The organism is Aestuariimicrobium sp. T2.26MG-19.2B, from assembly GCF_950101875.1.
Classification (GTDB): Bacteria; Actinomycetota; Actinomycetes; order Propionibacteriales; family Propionibacteriaceae; genus Aestuariimicrobium; species Aestuariimicrobium kwangyangense.
Genome location: NZ_CATNLW010000002.1, coordinates 90,257 through 107,016 on the forward strand (window position 1 = coordinate 90,257; position 16,760 = coordinate 107,016).

Consider the following 16,760-nt stretch of genomic DNA (forward strand, 5'->3'; position numbering starts at 1 on the left):
GACGAGCGGCTTCGCTCGTCCCCTTCGTCATGCTGGAGTTTCGGGTACCGCTGGTGTGCCGGTACCGCTGGTGATGCTGTTCGTGCTGCTTGATGTGCAGCGGCAATCAGAGGTTGCCGGTCTTGTCCTCGATGAAGGCCTGACCTCGGTCAACCTGGCCTGAGTACTTGCCGCCGGTCTTGTCGTCGACGAAGTCGCCCGCCTGCTCCACGCCACCATCGATCTGGTCTGCGTGCTGGTTCGCCAGCTCCTGGCCCTTGTTGACCAGGTCGGAGTCATTGCTGTCGTCACCGTCGAACGCATTCTTCACATCGTCAAGCAGTCCCATGTGGTCTCCCTTCTGCGTGCGATCCCCGGAGGGCTTGGATCCACTGTGCACACGAGCGATCCGGCTGTCAGGCGTTCGCGTCAGATTTCTCCCACGATGGTCGTCGATGGGCTCCCGGGTTGCCCCAGTTCCAGCGCCTCGCCCGATGCCCCGGGTGCTGCCGCATCCGCCACCGGTCCCTTCCGGGGCTGGCAGAATGACGGGGTGCCCACGTCCGTCCCGTTGATCGTCCTGGTCGGCCCCACAGCCAGTGGGAAGTCGCAGCTGGCCGTTGACCTGGCCTGCACCCTGTCGGCCTCCGGACGTCCCAGTGAGATCGTCAACGCCGACTCCATGGCGGTCTATCGAGGGATGGACATCGGCACGGCGAAGCCCACCCCTCATCAACGGGAGGCGGTCCGCCACCACCTGGTCGACATCTGGGAGCCCGCGGTCACGGCGTCGGTGGCCGAGTTCCAGGAACTCGCCCGAGACGTGATCGCGACACTGCGGTCCCACGGCACCATCCCCGTCCTGGTGGGCGGATCCGCGCTCTACACCCACGCCATCACCGACGAGTTCGACTTCCCCGGAACCGACCCGCGGGTGAGGGCCGCATGGCAGCACCGTTACGAGACGGTGGGGGCAGAGGCCCTGCACGCCGAACTCGCCGCCATTGCCCCCGAGGTCGCGGAGCGGATCGAGCCTGGGAACGCCCGCCGAATCATCCGGGCCCTCGAAGTCATCTCGCTGACGGGCACCTTCACCGCGACTCTGCCGGAACCCACCTACGCCCTGGACGAGGTGCACCAGTTCGGCCTCGAGGTCGAACGTGGGGTGATGGACGCCCGGATCGCCCAACGGGTCGACGAGATGTGGGACCAGGGATTCGTCGACGAGGTGCGTCGACTCGAGGCTCAGGGCCTGAGATCCGCGCGCACGGCGTCGCGAGCCCTCGGCTATCGACAGGTGCTCGACCATCTCGCCGGCGCCTGCACCGAGGAGGAGGCCCGGCTGGCCACCGTGGCGCAGACCCGACGCTTCGCCCGCAAGCAGCTGGGTTGGTTCAGGCGGGATCCACGGATCACCTGGTTGCCCGCGGGCGACCCGGCCAACGTCGATCGGGTCATCGAGTCGCTATGAGCTGAACCGCCGGTGCGCCCCTCAGGGAGCGTGAAAGACTGCGGGGATCACACCACGGGAGGCACACGTGCGCAGGATCAGGTTCGCCAAGGGTCACGGCACCGGCAACGACTTCGTGATCGTGGCAGATCGGCACAACACGATGCCGTTGTCGGCCAATGATGTGCGGACCCTCACCGACCGCCATTTCGGAATCGGTGGCGACGGAGTGTTGCGTGCGGTGAAGGCCGAGCACATCCCCGAGTGGGACGGCGATCCCGACCTGTGGTTCATGGACTACCGCAACGCCGACGGCTCCATCGCCGAGATGTGCGGCAACGGGCTGAGGGTCTTCGTGCGCTACCTGATCGAGAACGACTGGCTCAACCAACCACGGATCGCCACCCGTGCCGGGGAGCGTGCCGTCCAGGTCACCAACGACGGTACCTTCACCGTCGACATGGGCGAGGTGACGCTGGGTGGCACCGTGGAGGTCGACCTGGAAGGGCGCAACTGGTCGGCCACCGTCGTGGACGTCGGCAACCCCCACGCGGTCGTGTTGCTGGACGAGGGCACCGACCTCGCGGGGCTCCCGGTGCAGCAGCAGCCCAGGTGGCAGCCGTCCGAGGCCTTCCCCGAGGGTGTGAATGTCGAGTTCGTCGTACCCACCGGCGAGCGCTCGATCGCGCTCAGGGTGCACGAACGGGGCAGCGGCGAGACCCTGTCATGCGGAACCGGGGTGGTCGCAGCGGCGGCAGCGTTCGCCCGGGCCAGTGGGGGCGGGTCGGGCAGCTATGCGGTGACCGTTCCGGGTGGCCAACTCTGGGTCAGTCTGGGCGACCAGCGAGCGACCCTGACCGGTCCGGCCGTGCTCGTGGCAACCGGGGAGACCAGCCTTCCCGACTGAATTGCGCTGGTCGTGTGACGGTTCGGCTGGCAAAATGGATGGACGATGACCCAAGCACCCCAGCATTCGCTCGAGCCCAGCGACCTCGACGCCATTGAACTCGCGACCACAGAAGTCGACCCCGGCGGACTCGATGACGAGGACGACTACCTCGAGGGGGACGAGCTCAGCGATCCGTGGGCCGAACCCGACCCCGAGGAGGAGCAGGGCTTCGACGGTGACCAGATCGACCTCGCTGCCCGGCACAGCCTTCGCCGGGTGGCGGGCATTTCGACCGAGCTCGAGGACGTCACCGAGGTCGAGTACCGCCAACTCCGACTCGAGCGGGTGGTGCTGGTCTCCGTCTGGACCTCCGGCACCGAGCAGGACGTCGACAACGCCATGGCTGAACTCAAACTGCTGGCAGAGACCGCGGGCTCGCAGGTGCTGGAGGGGCTCGTCCAGCGCAGGAAGTCTCCCGACCCCGCCACCTACATCGGACGGGGCAAGGTGGATGAGGTGCGTGAGGTGGTCGTGGCCACCGGCGCCGACACCGTGATCTGCGACGGGGAACTGCAACCTGCCCAGCTGCGCAACCTCGAGGACCGGATCAAGGTGAAGGTCGTCGACCGGACCGCGCTGATCCTCGACATCTTTGCCCAGCACGCCAAGAGCGTCGAAGGCAAGGCCCAGGTGGAGCTGGCCCAGCTGAGCTACCTCAAGCAGCGGTTGCGTGGGTGGGGTGGGAACCTCTCCCGCCAGGCCGGCGGTCGTGCGGCCGGTGGCGCGGGAATCGGTGGCCGTGGCCCCGGTGAGACCAAGATCGAGACGGACAGGCGCCGGATCAACACTCGCATCGCCCAGTTGCGGGCCCGGCTGCGGGAGATGGACGGGGTACGGGAGACCAAGCGCGCCGATCGCGTGCGCAACCGGATCCCCTCGGTTGCGATCGTGGGCTACACCAACGCCGGCAAGTCGTCCCTGCTCAACCGTCTGACCCACGCGGGGGTGCTGGTCGAGGACGCCCTGTTCGCCACCCTTGACCCGACCACCCGCCGCACCAACGCCTCCGACGGACGGGTGTTCACCCTCACCGACACCGTCGGCTTCGTGCGTCACCTTCCCCACGACCTGGTGGCGGCGTTCGCGTCCACACTGGAGGAGTCGACCCAAGCCGACCTTCTGCTGCACGTGGTCGACGGTTCCGACCCCGACCCCATCGGGCAGATCAATGCGGTGCGGACGGTGCTCAACGACATCGGGGCTGGTCACCGAGCCGAGCAGATGGTCATCAACAAGATCGACCGTGCCGACCCGGACACCCTCACCATGCTTCGCAGCCAGTACCCCGACGCCGTGTTCGTGTCGGCGCGCACGGGTGAGGGCATCGATGAGCTCAGGCGGGCCACCGAGGCGAGGTTGCCGGTGCCCGAGGTCGAGGTGACTGCCATGGTTCCCTACGCACGCGGTGACCTGATCGACAAGATCCACCGCACCGGCCAGTTGGTGACCAGCGAACACACCGCGGACGGCACCTTGGTGACGGCCCACGTCCACCCCGGACTCGCAGCAGAGATCGAGCCCTACCGGCGCTGAGTTCGGGCGCCGAGGAATGTCGGACGTGTTCGTTACCATGTCCGGGTGACTCAACAGCGCCGGCATCGGGACGTACTCGCGGCAGCTGTGGCCGGGTTCGGTGGCGAGGAGCGGCCGGGCCAGGAGTTGATGGCTGACGCCATCGCCGACGCGTTTGACACCGGTGTGCACGCACTCATCCAGGCCGGCACCGGCACGGGCAAGTCCCTGGGCTACCTGGCCCCGGCGCTCGACCGCTGTACCACCAGCGGCGACACGGTGATCGTCGCGACCGCCACCTTGGCCCTGCAGGCGCAGCTGGCGAAGAAGGACATCCCGGCCGCGCTCGACGCCATCGAGGCCGTCCACGGCAAGCGTCCCGCGACCGCCATCCTCAAGGGCCGCACCAACTACGCCTGCCTCCACCGCGTGCGCGAGGGACTGGCACCCGATCAGGACACCTTGCTGGGTGGGGAGGAGGTGGCCGAGGCCGCCAAGGCCTCAGGAGCGGGCGCGGAATCGGTGATCGGCGCAGAGGTGGTGATGCTGCGTGAGTGGGCCGAGCAGCAGTTGGCCGAGCATGGTGTGGCTGACCGCGACGATGCCCCCAGTCACCTGCCCCGTTCGTGGGAACAGGTCTCGATCCCGGTGCGGGAGTGCCTGGGGGTGCAGCGCTGCCCGTTCGGGTCCGAGTGCTTCGTGGAGAAGTCACGCGACGAGGCTCGCAAGGCCCAACTGATCGTCACCAACCACGCGTTGCTGGCGATCGATGCCATGCACGGTGGCACAGCTCTGCCCGAGCACGACCTGGTCGTGATCGACGAGGCCCATGACCTGGTGTCCCGGGTCACCGGGGCGGCCTCGGACGAGCTCAGCCCCCAGCTGGTGGAGAGGGTGGCTCGCCGCGCGCTCAACCATGTGGACGACGACACCGGCATGCAACTGCTCGAGGCGGCCGACGCGCTCAAGTCCGCGCTCGACGAGGCACCGGTGGGGCGGATCACCGAGGCGGGGGTGATGACCCAGGCCTTCGCCCTCGTGCGTGATGCCGCCCGTCACGCCGTCAGCCAACTCGCCACCAAGCCGGACGACCGTCCAGCGGTCATGCAGGGAGCCGACGCCGAGAAGACCCAGGCCGCCGCCGCCGTGAAGGAGATCTTCGACATCGCCGAACGCATGGCGGCCCTGCGACCCGCCGATGTCGTGTGGACCACTGACCGGGATCGGTTCGGGCGCTGGGCCCACGTGGCCCCGTTGTCGGTGGCCGGCCTGATGAGGGAGGCCGTCATGAGCACCGCGACAGTGGTGATGACCTCTGCGACCCTCAAGATCGGCGGCGACTTCGACCAAGTGGCCCAGACGGTCGGGCTCAAGCGCAAGGAACGGGTGGACTCACCCTCGGTCGAGGTCGACCGCGCCGAGGAGTCCACCGAGCTGCACTGGGCTGGCCTCGACGTCGGATCGCCGTTCGACTACCGGCGACAGGGCATCCTCTACGTCGCGGCCGACCTGCCCAACCCCGGTCGTGAACAGATGGCCCCCGAAGTGCTGGCCGAGGTGGCGGAGTTGGTGTGGGCGGCCGGCGGTCGAACGCTGGGGCTGTTCGCTTCCCAGCGGAACGCCGAGGCCGCCGCCCGGCACGTGCGTGCGCAGTTGCCCGACCTCACCATCCTCTGCCAGGGCGATGCCCAGCTGCCCGAGTTGACGCGGAGGTTCATCGAGGACCCCCATGCAAGCCTGTTCGGAACCCTGTCGCTGTGGCAGGGGATCGACATCCCCGGCGACACCTGCGAGTTGGTGATCATCGACAAGATCCCCTTCCCTCGCCCGGACGACCCTTTGATGCAGGCCAGGCAACAGGCTGTCACCGAGGCGGGTGGCAACGGCTTCATGGCCGTGGCGGCATCGCACGCCGCCCTCCTGCTCGCGCAGGGAGCAGGTCGGCTGATTCGACGAGCCAGCGACAGAGGCGTGGTGGCGATGCTCGATCCGCGCCTGGTCAAGGCGAGGTACGGATCATTCCTGAGGGCGACGATGCCGGAGTTCTGGATGACCGCAGACCGTGAGGTGGCAGTGCAGGCCCTGAAGCGGCTGCAAGCGGCACGGGAGTCGTGACTCACACCTTCCGCATCACCGCGACGACCTTGCCGAGAATGCTGGCGTGGTTGCCGTCGATGGGGGAGTAGAGCGGGTTGTGCGGCAGCAGCCACACCTGTCCCGGAACCCGCTTGAAGGTCTTCACCGTGGCCTCGGTGTCGAGCAGGGCCGCGACGATGTCACCGTTCTCCGCAGTCGGCTGTTGTCGGACGACCACCCAGTCGCCGTCGCAGATGGCGGCCTCGATCATCGAGTCGCCTCGCACCTCGAGCATGAACAGGGTGCCTTCCCCCACCAGTTGGCGGGGGAGCGGGAAGACGTCCTCGATGACCTCCTCGGCCAGGATCGGGCCGCCGGCGGCGATACGACCGAGGATGGGGACGTTGACGGCGGTGGGGAAGGTGTCGTTGATGCCCGTCACGTCGAGGTCGTCCGCCACACCTCCGGACGCCGTGGCCCTCGTCGTCGGTGCGCTGGCCCGCAGTGGGGTCGGAGCCGGTAGCGCGGCCGTTTGTTTCGCGGAGAGATCGGTGGCCGGCATCCGCACCTCGATGGCGCGGGGGCGGTTGGGGTCACGGCGCAGGTAGCCCTTGGCCTCGAGTGCGCGCATCTGGTGGGCGACCGACGAAGGGGACGCGAAGCCCATCACGGACGCCACCTCACGAATGCTCGGCGGGTAGCCCTTCGACTCGATCGAGGCACGAATGACCTCGAGGATCCGGTGCTGGCGAGGCGTCAGCCCATCGGCACCAGGGTTGGCCTCCGCCGGAGAGGAGGCAGCGCCGAGTTCGGCCTGGATCGCCGCATTGCTTGGTCGGCCCGGCCCACGCTTGGTGACGGTCCGGCGACGCTTGCGGGGGGTGGGTGCCTCTTCTCCTGACATGTGCCTGACGGTAGGCAGAATCGAACGAGATTTCAAACACCCGGGCCGCGTGTTCCGGTGTCGCGAAGGAAATTGTCAGAGCTGCCCTGTTGGGTGAGAAGTGTTCGGCAACCCATCACGTTGGCCGACGAAGCCCGATGGAGGCAGAGACACGCGGATTGATTCGAACCGTTGTGCGATTCACTCCGGGCGGCTAGTGTTATCGAACAGGTGTACAGGCACTGCGGTCCGAGTCGCTCGGGGCGGTGCACAACCCGGGTCCGGAGGATGTCCGGCCCAAGACAGAGGAGTGAACGATGACTGCTGCGGCTACCACCCTGGCCCCCGTCCTTCCCCGCCCCCGAGTTCGTGGGCGCGCCGACCGTCGCCTCTCGACCGGGCCGCGCCCCACCGGACCCCGACTGCATCGCCCGCTCGCGTCCGCACCCACCGCGTCACCGCTGTCGGGTCGTGCGTGCACCGTGCCCACCGCCGCTCGCGTCGGCATGCGTACCCCGGCGGTGATCGAACGCGTCCAGATCACCGAGCGTGGCCTGGCGCTCGTGTTGGGCAGCCTCGCCTGCCTGGTCGTGTTGTCCCTTGCCGTGGTAGTTAACACCTTCCTGGGCTTCTCGAACGCACCCTTGGGCTGAAGGGTCGTGATCCTGTGGCCGTCCCTGAGGGTCCGGCCCAGCCACATCGGAGGCTTAGTTCGCCACCGGTGGTGATCGGTGGAGTCGAGCAGTCCCACATCTTGTGTCGGCGTGTCGTCGCGGTCCCCTTGACCTGCGCAGATCACGTGTCTACAGTCACTACATCTAGTAGTTCCGTGGATGTGATTCGTCCACAGGTTGTGGTGGGTTGTCCACTGGTTGGGTGACTTGTCCACATCGTGTCCACAGGTTCATCCCCAGCCCGAGCCGGGATGAAGCGCGAGCAGGTCAGGGAGGTGGGTCGGGTGCACTGCCCCTTCTGCCGCAACGCGGATTCACGTGTGCTGGACTCGCGCGCCTCGGACGACGGGACGTCCATCCGTCGCCGTCGCCAGTGCCCTGCCTGCGAGCGTCGATTCACCACGGTCGAGCAGATGCAACTCGTGGTCGTGAAGAAGTCCGGTGTGGTCGAGCCGTTCAGCCGCGACAAGGTCGTCCAGGGTGTCCGCAAGGCCTGCAAGGGTCGGCCCGTGAGCGATGCCGACCTCGCCAAACTCGGCCAGCGGGTGGAGGAGGCTCTCCGCGCCTCCGGCATGGCCGAGGTTCCCACCGAGGAGGTGGGGGTCGCCATCCTGGGTCCGTTGTCGGAGCTCGACCCTGTCGCCTACCTCAGGTTCGCCTCGGTGTACAAGCACTACGAGTCGGTCGACGACTTCGCCGCCGAGATCGCGGCCATGCGCGAAGGTGCGCAGCTCGATCCCGACGTCGAAGCCGTCGCCCAACCCGACCGGGTCCGCAAACACCGCGCGAGTTCCCCGGCCTCTGCCCAGCCCACCCTTGAATCCATCGGCTGACCCCCATTCAGCAGCCGACGCCCCCAGCACCGCCCCCGCCCCTGACTCCGTCAGGTCACCACCAAGAAGAGGAAGTTCCCGCCATGAGCGAAACCACCCGCTCGACCCGTCGGTCGGGCAAGAAGTCGTCAGGCCTGACGATCGACCGTGTGTTCTCCCGCGAGGGAGCGCATCCCTTTGACGACGTCACCTGGGAGAAGCGCGACGTCGTACAGACCAACTGGCGAACCGGCGAGACCGTGTTCGAGCAGCGTGGGGTGGAGTTCCCCTCGTTCTGGAGCCTCAACGCTTCGACGATCGTGACCACCAAGTACTTCCGTGGCGCTGTGGGAACCGATGCCCGCGAGACGAGCCTGCGCCAGCTCATCGACCGCGTGGTGAAGACCTACACCCGTGCCGGCATCGAGAACGACTACTTCGCCTCGGACCTCGACGCAGAGATCTTCGAGCACGAACTGGCGTGGATGCTGCTGCACCAGTACTTCAGCTTCAACTCGCCGGTCTGGTTCAACGTCGGAACCCAGAGCCCCCAGCAGGTCTCGGCCTGCTTCATCCTGTCGGTCGACGACTCGATGGACTCGATCCTCAACTGGTACAAGGAAGAGGGATTCATCTTCAAGGGCGGTTCGGGTGCCGGTCTGAACCTGTCGCGCATCCGCTCCTCGAAGGAACTGCTCAGCTCCGGTGGCACGGCCTCCGGCCCGGTGTCGTTCATGCGCGGCGCCGACGCGTCCGCGGGAACCATCAAGTCGGGTGGCGCCACCCGTCGCGCCGCCAAGATGGTGGTGCTCGACGTCGACCACCCGGACATCGAGGAGTTCGTCGAGACCAAGGCTCGCGAGGAGAACAAGATCCGGGCCCTGCGCGACGCAGGTTTCGACATGGACCTCGGCGGCCGTGACATCACCTCGGTGCAGTACCAGAACGCCAACAACTCCGTCCGCGTGACCGACGAGTTCATGCGCGCCGTCGAGGAGAACGGGCTCTTCGGCCTGCGTTCGCGTGGCGACGGCTCGATCATCGAGGAGGTGCACGCCAAGGAGTTGTTCGGCAAGATCGCCAAGGCGGCCTGGGAGTGCGCCGACCCGGGCATCCAGTACGACGACACCATCAACGCCTGGCACACCAACCCCGAGACCGGACGCATCACTGCGTCCAACCCCTGCTCGGAGTACATGAGCCTCGACAACTCCTCGTGCAACCTGGCCAGCCTGAACCTGATGAAGTTCCTGACCGACAAGGACACCTTCGACACGGAGTCGTTCGTGAAGGCCGTCGAGCTGATCTTCACGGCGATGGACATCTCCATCTGCTTCGCCGACTTCCCCACCGAGGCGATCGGCCAGACCACCCGTGACTACCGCCAGCTGGGCATCGGCTACGCCAACCTCGGCGCCCTGCTGATGGCCCTCGGCAAGGGCTATGACTCCGAGGGTGGTCGTTCGCTCGCGGCTGCCATCACCTCTCTGATGACCGGCGCCGCCTACCGTCGCTCCGCCGAACTCGCGTCGGTGGTCGGCCCCTACAACGGCTACGCCCGCAACCAGGCCGCTCACCAGAAGGTGATGCGCAAGCACCAGGCCGCCAACGACGACCTGCGCACCCTCGGTTCCCTCGACGGTGACGTGCACAAGGCCGCGACCCGCGAGTGGGAGAACGTGGTCAAGCTGGGCAAGACCAACGGCTTCCGCAACGCACAGGCGTCGCTGCTGGCCCCCACCGGAACCATCGGCTTCATGATGGACTGCGACACCACCGGCATCGAGCCCGACTTCTCGCTGGTCAAGTTCAAGAAGCTCGTCGGCGGCGGCTCCATGCAGATCGTCAACCAGACCATCCCGCGGGCCCTGAAGAACCTGGGCTACTCCACCGAGACCGCCGAGGCCATCGTGGAGTTCATCGCGGAGCACGGTCACGTGATCGACGCGCCCGGTCTCAAGCCCGAGCACTACGAGGTCTTCGACACCGCCATGGGCGCCCGCGCGATCAAGCCGATGGGCCACGTGCGCATGATGGCCGCGACCCAGCCCTTCCTGTCGGGTGCCATCTCGAAGACGGTCAACCTGCCCGAGACTGCGACGGTGGAGGAGATCGCCGACGTCTACCTGCAGGGATGGAAGCTGGGCCTGAAGGCCCTGGCCGTCTACCGCGACAACTGCAAGGTCGGTCAGCCCCTGTCCGATGCGAAGAAGAAGGACGAGAAGGCGCCTGAGGCCGTCGCCGCAGCAGCGCCTGCGCCCGAGGTGCGCGTCGAGTACCGTCCTCGCCGCACCCGTCTGCCCAAGTCCCGTTCGGGTCACACCACCTCGTTCTCGGTGGCTGGCGCGGAGGGCTACATGACCACCAATGACTACCAGGACGGCCGTCTGGGTGAGGTCTTCCTCAAGCTGGGCAAGCAGGGCTCCACCCTGGCCGGCGTGATGGACGCCTTCTCGATCGCGATCTCGGTGGCCCTGCAGTACGGCGTTCCGCTGGAGACCTACGTCCAGAAGTTCACCAACCTCAAGTTCGAGCCGGCCGGCATGACCGACGACGCCGACATCCGCATGGCCCAGTCGATCATGGACTACATCTTCCGCCGCCTGGCGCTGGACTACCTGTCGTTCGACGAGCGCTCCGAGCTCGGGGTCTACACCGCCGCCGAGCGAGCCCGCTACGTCGAGACCGGCACCTACCTCTCCGAGGAGGACGAGGCGGGAATGCCCGAGGCGGAGCAGCTCAAGAACGACGAGGCCGACAACCGTCGCTTCGACGAGGCAGGTGCGAACCAGCCGTCGCTGGTGGCGGCTGAGCCGGTGGCGACTCCGGCCCCGGGTTCGGCGCACACCACGGCCGAGCTGATGGAGGCGATCACCGGCATGTCGGTGGATGCCCCCCTCTGCATGACCTGCGGTACCAAGATGCGTCCGTCGGGCTCGTGCTACGTCTGCGAGGGCTGCGGGTCGACCTCCGGTTGCAGCTGAGACCCATCTGAGTCACGGCATCTGTGGCTCCCCGCGTCGGGCTGGTCTCCAGGAGGCCAGCCCGACGCGGCGTCCACGACGCCCGGCGGTTCGCTCGTCACAGCAGGTGATGACTGAGCGCGTGCGCGACGGCACCCGCTCGGGTGGGCTGCTCCAGCTTGCCGAGGATGTGGGACAGGTGACGGTGGACGGTGTGCGGACTCACGGTCAGGGTCTGGGCGATCTGCTGGTTCGTCATCCCCTGGGCGACGCACCGGAGGATCTCGACCTCACGTTCGGTGAGGACCGGCCTCGTCTCGTGTCGGCCGGACAGCTGGCCCCTGAGCCGGATCGCATCGTCGAGGCGCTCCCTCGCACCCAGACCCTCGAGCAGCTCGATCGCCCTCCCCACCTGCTCGCCGGCCCCGCCCTCGTCCCCCAGAGCAAGGAGAGCCGTGGCCAGGGCGAGCCTGCTCTCACCTTCATCGAAGGGCAGACGGGACTCGTGGAACCAACGCACAGCGGTGTGCCACTGCGCCACCGCCTCTGAGCCGACCGCCAGAGTGGCATCGGCCGCGGCTGCGAGCCCCTGCAGGGGACCATTCCCGACCAGGCCGGCTGTCGTCCTCAGTTCGTCGGCGCAGTTGCGCGCGGCTTCCTCGTCACCGGCCGCGAGCGCTGTTTGGACGGCGGGCAGCAGGAAGCTGGCTCGCACGGTGCGCTGGTGTTCAGGAATGCCGGCCAGCACTCCACTGATGGCCGTCCATGCCTGCATCCTCTCGCCCCGTGACAGCCGGATCATCGCCTGCGACACGATCGCCCCGGGCTCGAACTCGGCCTGCCGGAGCAGTTCCTCTGCCTCCCTGATCCGCCCCTGTCGACGGCGAAGCTCACCCAGGAGCACCACGGCATCGAGACGGGAGTGGCGACGGGACGGGACGGCCTCGTCCATCACCTCGGTGAGGTTGGTCTCCGCCTGCGACCAGGTTCCCCGCTCGATCAGCACCGACGAGTGCTGGATGCGGCAGGCGGTGAACAACGGGCTCAGTTGTCGGCGCTCGCAGACCGTCTCGACCCGTCGGCACCACTCGTCAGCCCGCGACAGGTCTCGGGTCTGCTGGCAAGCGATGATGAGCCAGCAGTAGATCTTGCCCATCCACATCGCGTCCCGCACCTCGCCCGTCGTGGCAGCCGTCACCGCACGGTCGAGCAGGGGAGCGCCTTCCTCGGGGCATCCAGCCAGGGTCAGGGCCAGTCCCGCCAATGCCGTTGCCGCATGGCTGAGGTCGGCGTCCTGCTGCCGAACCCCCACAGCCGCAGCCTGCTCGGCCCAGGCCTGGGCAAAGGGCGGGTCGCCCTGCGCCGCGATGACCGCCTCCGCCTCGCGTACGGCCAGCCATCCTTGCTCCACCGTCTCCGGCAGGCGATCGAGCAGCCCGTGAGCCAGGCCCCGCCATCCGCGAGCCACCGCCTCCCCCTCACCGAAGAGCAGGGAGTCATAGCCCAACGAGGTGGCCGCGCGGGCGGCGCCGAGGTCGTCCGCTTGGTCGCGATACAGCCGATACGCCGACTCGCGGGCTGCCAGGCAGCCGGCACCATCGTCCAGCCACCGCAGGGCTTGCGCCAGGCCCTCGTATGCGCCTCCATCGGGCCGTTCGGCGAGCTGGCGCAGGAAGCAGTCGCGGGCCGCCCCCCAGCGCCCCGCGCGCAGGTGCTGGTCGGCGGAATCCTCGGCCCCAGCGCGGCTCCCCATGGTGAGAGTGCTCAGTCCCACGGCGGCGCAACGATCCCGACGTGCACGGCTCAGGCCGACCCTCCCTTGGCCAGGGCCTTCACGTCCTCGGTGCTCAGGGGATTCCCGGCGATACCCCACGACCCGCTCTTCACCTCCTCGACGACGCACCACGTGACCGGGCGCATGTTCTCGCCCTCGATCGCCACCATGGCATCGGTCAGCCCGCGCACGATCTGCTGGGTCTGCTCGGGGGTGAAGACGTTCTCGATGACCTTCACGTTGATGAATGGCATGACGTGCTCCTTCGTGCTGCACCTGCGCGGATCGCAGCTGCAGGATCAACCCTGCTCGTGGCGCCCCGGCTCCTGCATCGACACGGTGGGCATCCCGACCGGACGTGTCCATGGCCCGCACGGGCCATGGCGGGGCCCGGAAAACCCCGCGACGCCATGATGGGGGTGGCGCTAGGCTGGGCGTCATGACAGATCGCTGACGTGCCCTCGTCCCCAGGCCGCCGACCGCGGTGGCCCAGTTCCACGCGGAGTCAGTCATGCAATCCTTCATCCTCGACGGCGTCTCGTTCACCCACGATGGACGCCCTCTCCTCACCGACCTGAGCCTCACGGCAGCCCCCGGGCAACGGGTCGCCCTGATCGGCGAGAACGGCTCAGGCAAGTCAACCGTCCTGCACCTGGCCGCCGGCGCGCTGGTGCCCCAGTCGGGCACCATCGTCCGACCCTCCAGGGTGGGCATGCTGCACCAGCACCTGCCGTTCCGCCACACCGACTCCGTCGGCCACGTGCTCGAGCGGGCCCTGGTGCCCACCCGGACGCTGCTGGCCGACCTCGATCGTGCCGCCGAGGCGCTGGCCCACGACCCACGTGCGGGTGCGCGCTATGCCACCCTGCTCGATGAGGCGGAACAGGTCGGCGCATGGACGATCGAACCCCGGGTCGAGGCGGCACTGGCCGGTCTCGGCCTGGCCGAGGTGTCCCAACAGCGGCCCGTCACCAGCCTGTCGGGCGGTCAGCGCTCCCGGCTCGCGCTGGCCTCGCTGCTGCTGGAACGTCCCATCGGTCTGCTGCTGGACGAACCGACCAACCACCTGGACGACACCGCCCTGGACTTCTTGGCGGGTGAGCTGTCGAACTGGGGTGGCCCGGTGCTGTTCGCCAGCCACGACCGGCACTTCCTTGACACGGTGGCCACCAGGATCGTCGACCTGGACCCGGCCAGCTCAGCCGTCGGGGAGCTCAGGGTCGGCGTCACCACCACAGGGCGGTACTCCGACTATCTGGCCCAGCGAGAGAGCGAACGCAGGGCGTGGGGCGAACGTTTCGGCGCCGAACGGCAACGGATCAACGAACTCCGTCATGAGGTCGCCCACGGGGCTCGTCAGGTGTTCCACACCACGGCTCCCAAGACCGAGCAGCGCGGGTCGAAGAAGTTCTACTCCGACAAGGCCTCGGCCACCATTGCCCGGCGGGTCAACCGGGCCCGAGCCAGCCTCGAGCAGGTCGAGCGGGAGCAGGTGCGCAAGCCCCCTTCGGCGCTGCGGTTCACCGGATTCGGCGGCCGACCCCTCGACGGCGACGAGGTGCTGGTGAGTCTGCAGCAGGTCAGCGTCAACCACCGTCTGACCGAGCTCAACCTGGACCTGCGGGGTCGTGACCGCGTACTGGTGACCGGCGCCAACGGTTCGGGCAAGTCCACACTGGTCGGTGTCGTGAACGGCACCCTACGTCCCGACCACGGCCGCCGCCTGGTGCGCCGTGGCCTGAGGATCGGGACCCTCACCCAGGACACGACACCCACCGACCTCGATGCGACCCCAGCCGAGCTGTTCCAGCATGTCGGACGTTCGCTTTCCGACCTGGGGCTGGTGGCCGGACGCGACCAGCACCGACCGCTGGGGGAGCTCTCCCTGGGAACGCGGAAACGCGTGGAGCTGGCTCGTCTGGTCGCCGACCCCCCGCACCTACTGCTGCTGGACGAGCCCACCAACCATCTGGCGCTGGGACTGGCCGAAGAGCTCGAACAGGCCCTCGACGAGTTTCCCGGTGCGGTGCTGATCGCCAGTCACGACCGTTGGCTGAGGCAACGGTGGCGCGGCCAAGTCGTCACCCTGGGTCAGGACTGAGCCGGCTGGACCTCGCTTCGCCTCCGCACAAGCACGAACGTGGTCAAGGCAGCCACAGCGATCGCCAGAGCCGACCAGGCCGCCACGGGGGAGCGCTCGTGCAGGGCTGCCACCGAACGGAAGCCGACGAACCCCACGGTCGAGTAGATGAGGGCCCACAGCACACATCCCACGGTGACCGCGGGCAGGTAGTGGGCCAGGCGCATCCGGGTGGCGCCCGCGGCCAGGTTGACGACCGTCTGGATTCCCACCGTGAGGAAGGAGACCGACACCACGGGCGGACCCCAACGGTCGATCCAGCCCAGCACCCGCCGGTACCGGGCCGACTGGGCCAGGCGGTGCAGTCGAGGGTGCCGCGAGGCTGAGGCACCCAACCCACGCCCCAGCCAGTAGGTGGCGTTGGCGCGCAGCATGACGATGACGAACAGGGCCGCCGCGACGACAGCCCACGGGGCTTCCCAGTCGAGCGGGTTCATCGGATCATCCTAGCCAGCGGTGTCGTCGAGGCCGGTCCGCCTCCAGCCCGTAGCCTGTGGGGGTGATCGACGTCCTGCTCGGGTTCCTGACCATCTGGGTGGTGATCGGGGTCGGTTGGCTGCTCGCGCACGTCGGGGTGCTCGACGAGGCTGCCCAGCAGGTCCTGGGCAAGGTGACCTTCTTCATCGGCTCACCGGCTCTGCTGTTCGCCATGATGGCGCGAGCCGATCTGAAGCGCGTGTTCGCCATGAACCTGTTGGTCAGCTTCATCGCTGCCGTGTCGGCCTCGCTGCTCTTTCTCGCCATCTCGCTGGTGGTTCGTCCGCACCTCGAGCGCGCCCCCCGGATCATCGGCACCTTCGCTTCCGGTTACGTGAACGCCGCCAACCTGGGCATCCCGATCGCCGCCTACGTGCTCAAGGACGTGACCTGGGTGGCTCCGATCCTGCTGATCCAGGTCGGCGTCCTACAACCGATCTGCCTGTCACTGCTCGACGCCGACGCTGCCCGCGAGAGTGGACGAAGCCCCAGCCTGCTCCGGAACCTGTCCCTGCCGTTCCGCAACCCGATGACCGTGGCCACCCTGCTCGGGCTGGTCGTGAACCTCGCCGACTGGAGGATCCCCACCCCCGTCGCCGACCCGCTCGAACTGTTGGGTGCCCTCGCCGTGCCCTGCATGTTGCTCGCCTATGGCCTGTCGCTCCGACTGGGTCCGCTGCCGGGTCGCGGGGGAGCGGGCTTCGAGACCGCCCTGGCGAGCGTCCTGAAGCTCCTCGTCCAACCCCTGATCGCCTGGGGACTCGCGGTGGCGTTCAGACTCGACCCCATCCAGACCTTGGCCGTGACCGTGATCGCTGGCCTGCCGACGGCCCAGAACGTCTTCGTCTGGTCGGTGCGCTACTCGCGGGGAATCGTGCTGGCCCGCGACGTGGTGTTCATCACCACCATCGCCTCGATCCCGACCATCACCGTGATCGCCGCGCTGGTCCATCACTGAGCCCTTCCACGCGGGAGCGCCCGGTGCCGGGCCGTGCCGTCCACGACATCACCGGCTGACGGCCTCACCGGGTCGGGTCGGCGGACGGCTGGATTCCTCGTGGGTTAGGTTGA

The 16,760-nt window shown here is 67.9% G+C and carries 14 protein-coding genes; 9 read left to right on the forward strand and 5 right to left on the reverse strand.

Annotation, left to right across the window (positions count from 1 at the left end; translation table 11 throughout):
• Window positions 1-106: 106 nt before the first annotated feature.
• Window positions 107-328 carry an antitoxin gene (locus QQZ11_RS10200; RefSeq protein ID WP_022910007.1) on the reverse strand — a complete coding sequence of 74 codons (222 nt, stop codon included), beginning with the start codon at window positions 326-328 and terminating at the stop codon, window positions 107-109.
• Between the two features lie 204 nt (window positions 329-532).
• On the opposite strand from QQZ11_RS10200, the gene miaA reads away from it, so the two are divergent.
• From miaA to QQZ11_RS10220, 4 genes are all read left to right on the forward strand, one after another.
• Complete coding sequence (gene miaA, locus QQZ11_RS10205) at window positions 533-1,450, forward strand: tRNA (adenosine(37)-N6)-dimethylallyltransferase MiaA (protein WP_284550307.1); 918 nt, start codon at window positions 533-535, stop codon at window positions 1,448-1,450.
• Between the two features lie 67 nt (window positions 1,451-1,517).
• Window positions 1,518-2,336: a diaminopimelate epimerase gene (gene dapF, locus QQZ11_RS10210; protein ID WP_342395081.1), complete on the forward strand. Its 819-nt coding sequence runs from the start codon at window positions 1,518-1,520 to the stop codon at window positions 2,334-2,336.
• Window positions 2,337-2,381: 45 nt separating this feature from the next.
• On the forward strand, window positions 2,382-3,911 hold the full coding sequence (hflX, locus tag QQZ11_RS10215; protein ID WP_284550308.1) for a GTPase HflX: 1,530 nt from the start codon (window positions 2,382-2,384) through the stop codon (window positions 3,909-3,911).
• Between the two features lie 129 nt (window positions 3,912-4,040).
• Complete coding sequence (locus QQZ11_RS10220; protein ID WP_284550755.1) at window positions 4,041-6,005, forward strand: ATP-dependent DNA helicase; 1,965 nt, start codon at window positions 4,041-4,043, stop codon at window positions 6,003-6,005.
• A gap of 1 nt (window position 6,006) precedes the next feature.
• Here the strand turns inward: QQZ11_RS10220 and lexA are convergent, their stop codons facing one another.
• Window positions 6,007-6,870, reverse strand: a complete 864-nt coding sequence (lexA, locus tag QQZ11_RS10225) for a transcriptional repressor LexA (protein WP_022910012.1) — start codon at window positions 6,868-6,870, stop codon at window positions 6,007-6,009.
• Window positions 6,871-7,166: 296 nt separating this feature from the next.
• Between lexA and QQZ11_RS10230 the strand changes: the two genes are divergently transcribed.
• The 3 genes from QQZ11_RS10230 (at window position 7,167) to QQZ11_RS10240 (ending at window position 11,319) form a co-directional block, all read left to right on the forward strand.
• Window positions 7,167-7,502: a hypothetical protein gene (locus QQZ11_RS10230; RefSeq protein ID WP_284550309.1), complete on the forward strand. Its 336-nt coding sequence runs from the start codon at window positions 7,167-7,169 to the stop codon at window positions 7,500-7,502.
• A gap of 305 nt (window positions 7,503-7,807) precedes the next feature.
• Complete coding sequence (gene nrdR / locus QQZ11_RS10235; protein ID WP_284550756.1) at window positions 7,808-8,356, forward strand: transcriptional regulator NrdR; 549 nt, start codon at window positions 7,808-7,810, stop codon at window positions 8,354-8,356.
• A gap of 83 nt (window positions 8,357-8,439) precedes the next feature.
• Window positions 8,440-11,319: a vitamin B12-dependent ribonucleotide reductase gene (locus QQZ11_RS10240; protein WP_284550310.1), complete on the forward strand. Its 2,880-nt coding sequence runs from the start codon at window positions 8,440-8,442 to the stop codon at window positions 11,317-11,319.
• 97 nt (window positions 11,320-11,416) lie between these two features.
• Here QQZ11_RS10240 and QQZ11_RS10245 read toward each other — a convergent pair whose 3' ends face one another.
• The gene (locus tag QQZ11_RS10245) at window positions 11,417-13,051 is read right to left on the reverse strand and encodes a LuxR family transcriptional regulator (protein WP_284550311.1); all 1,635 of its coding nucleotides are present in this window, start codon (window positions 13,049-13,051) and stop codon (window positions 11,417-11,419) included.
• 50 nt (window positions 13,052-13,101) lie between these two features.
• Window positions 13,102-13,326, reverse strand: coding sequence for a tautomerase family protein (locus QQZ11_RS10250; RefSeq protein ID WP_284550312.1), 225 nt, complete (start codon window positions 13,324-13,326; stop codon window positions 13,102-13,104).
• Window positions 13,327-13,583: 257 nt separating this feature from the next.
• Between QQZ11_RS10250 and QQZ11_RS10255 the strand changes: the two genes are divergently transcribed.
• Window positions 13,584-15,173 carry an ABC-F family ATP-binding cassette domain-containing protein gene (locus tag QQZ11_RS10255; protein WP_284550313.1) on the forward strand — a complete coding sequence of 530 codons (1,590 nt, stop codon included), beginning with the start codon at window positions 13,584-13,586 and terminating at the stop codon, window positions 15,171-15,173.
• Here the strand turns inward: QQZ11_RS10255 and QQZ11_RS10260 are convergent.
• A complete protein-coding gene (locus tag QQZ11_RS10260) occupies window positions 15,164-15,649 on the reverse strand; it encodes a DedA family protein (RefSeq protein WP_284550314.1) in 486 nt (161 codons plus the stop codon). The two genes, QQZ11_RS10255 and QQZ11_RS10260, sit on opposite strands and share 10 nt — an antisense overlap.
• Before the next feature lie 62 nt (window positions 15,650-15,711).
• On the opposite strand from QQZ11_RS10260, the gene QQZ11_RS10265 reads away from it, so the two are divergent.
• Complete coding sequence (locus QQZ11_RS10265) at window positions 15,712-16,647, forward strand: AEC family transporter (RefSeq protein WP_284550315.1); 936 nt, start codon at window positions 15,712-15,714, stop codon at window positions 16,645-16,647.
• Window positions 16,648-16,760: the final 113 nt, after the last annotated feature.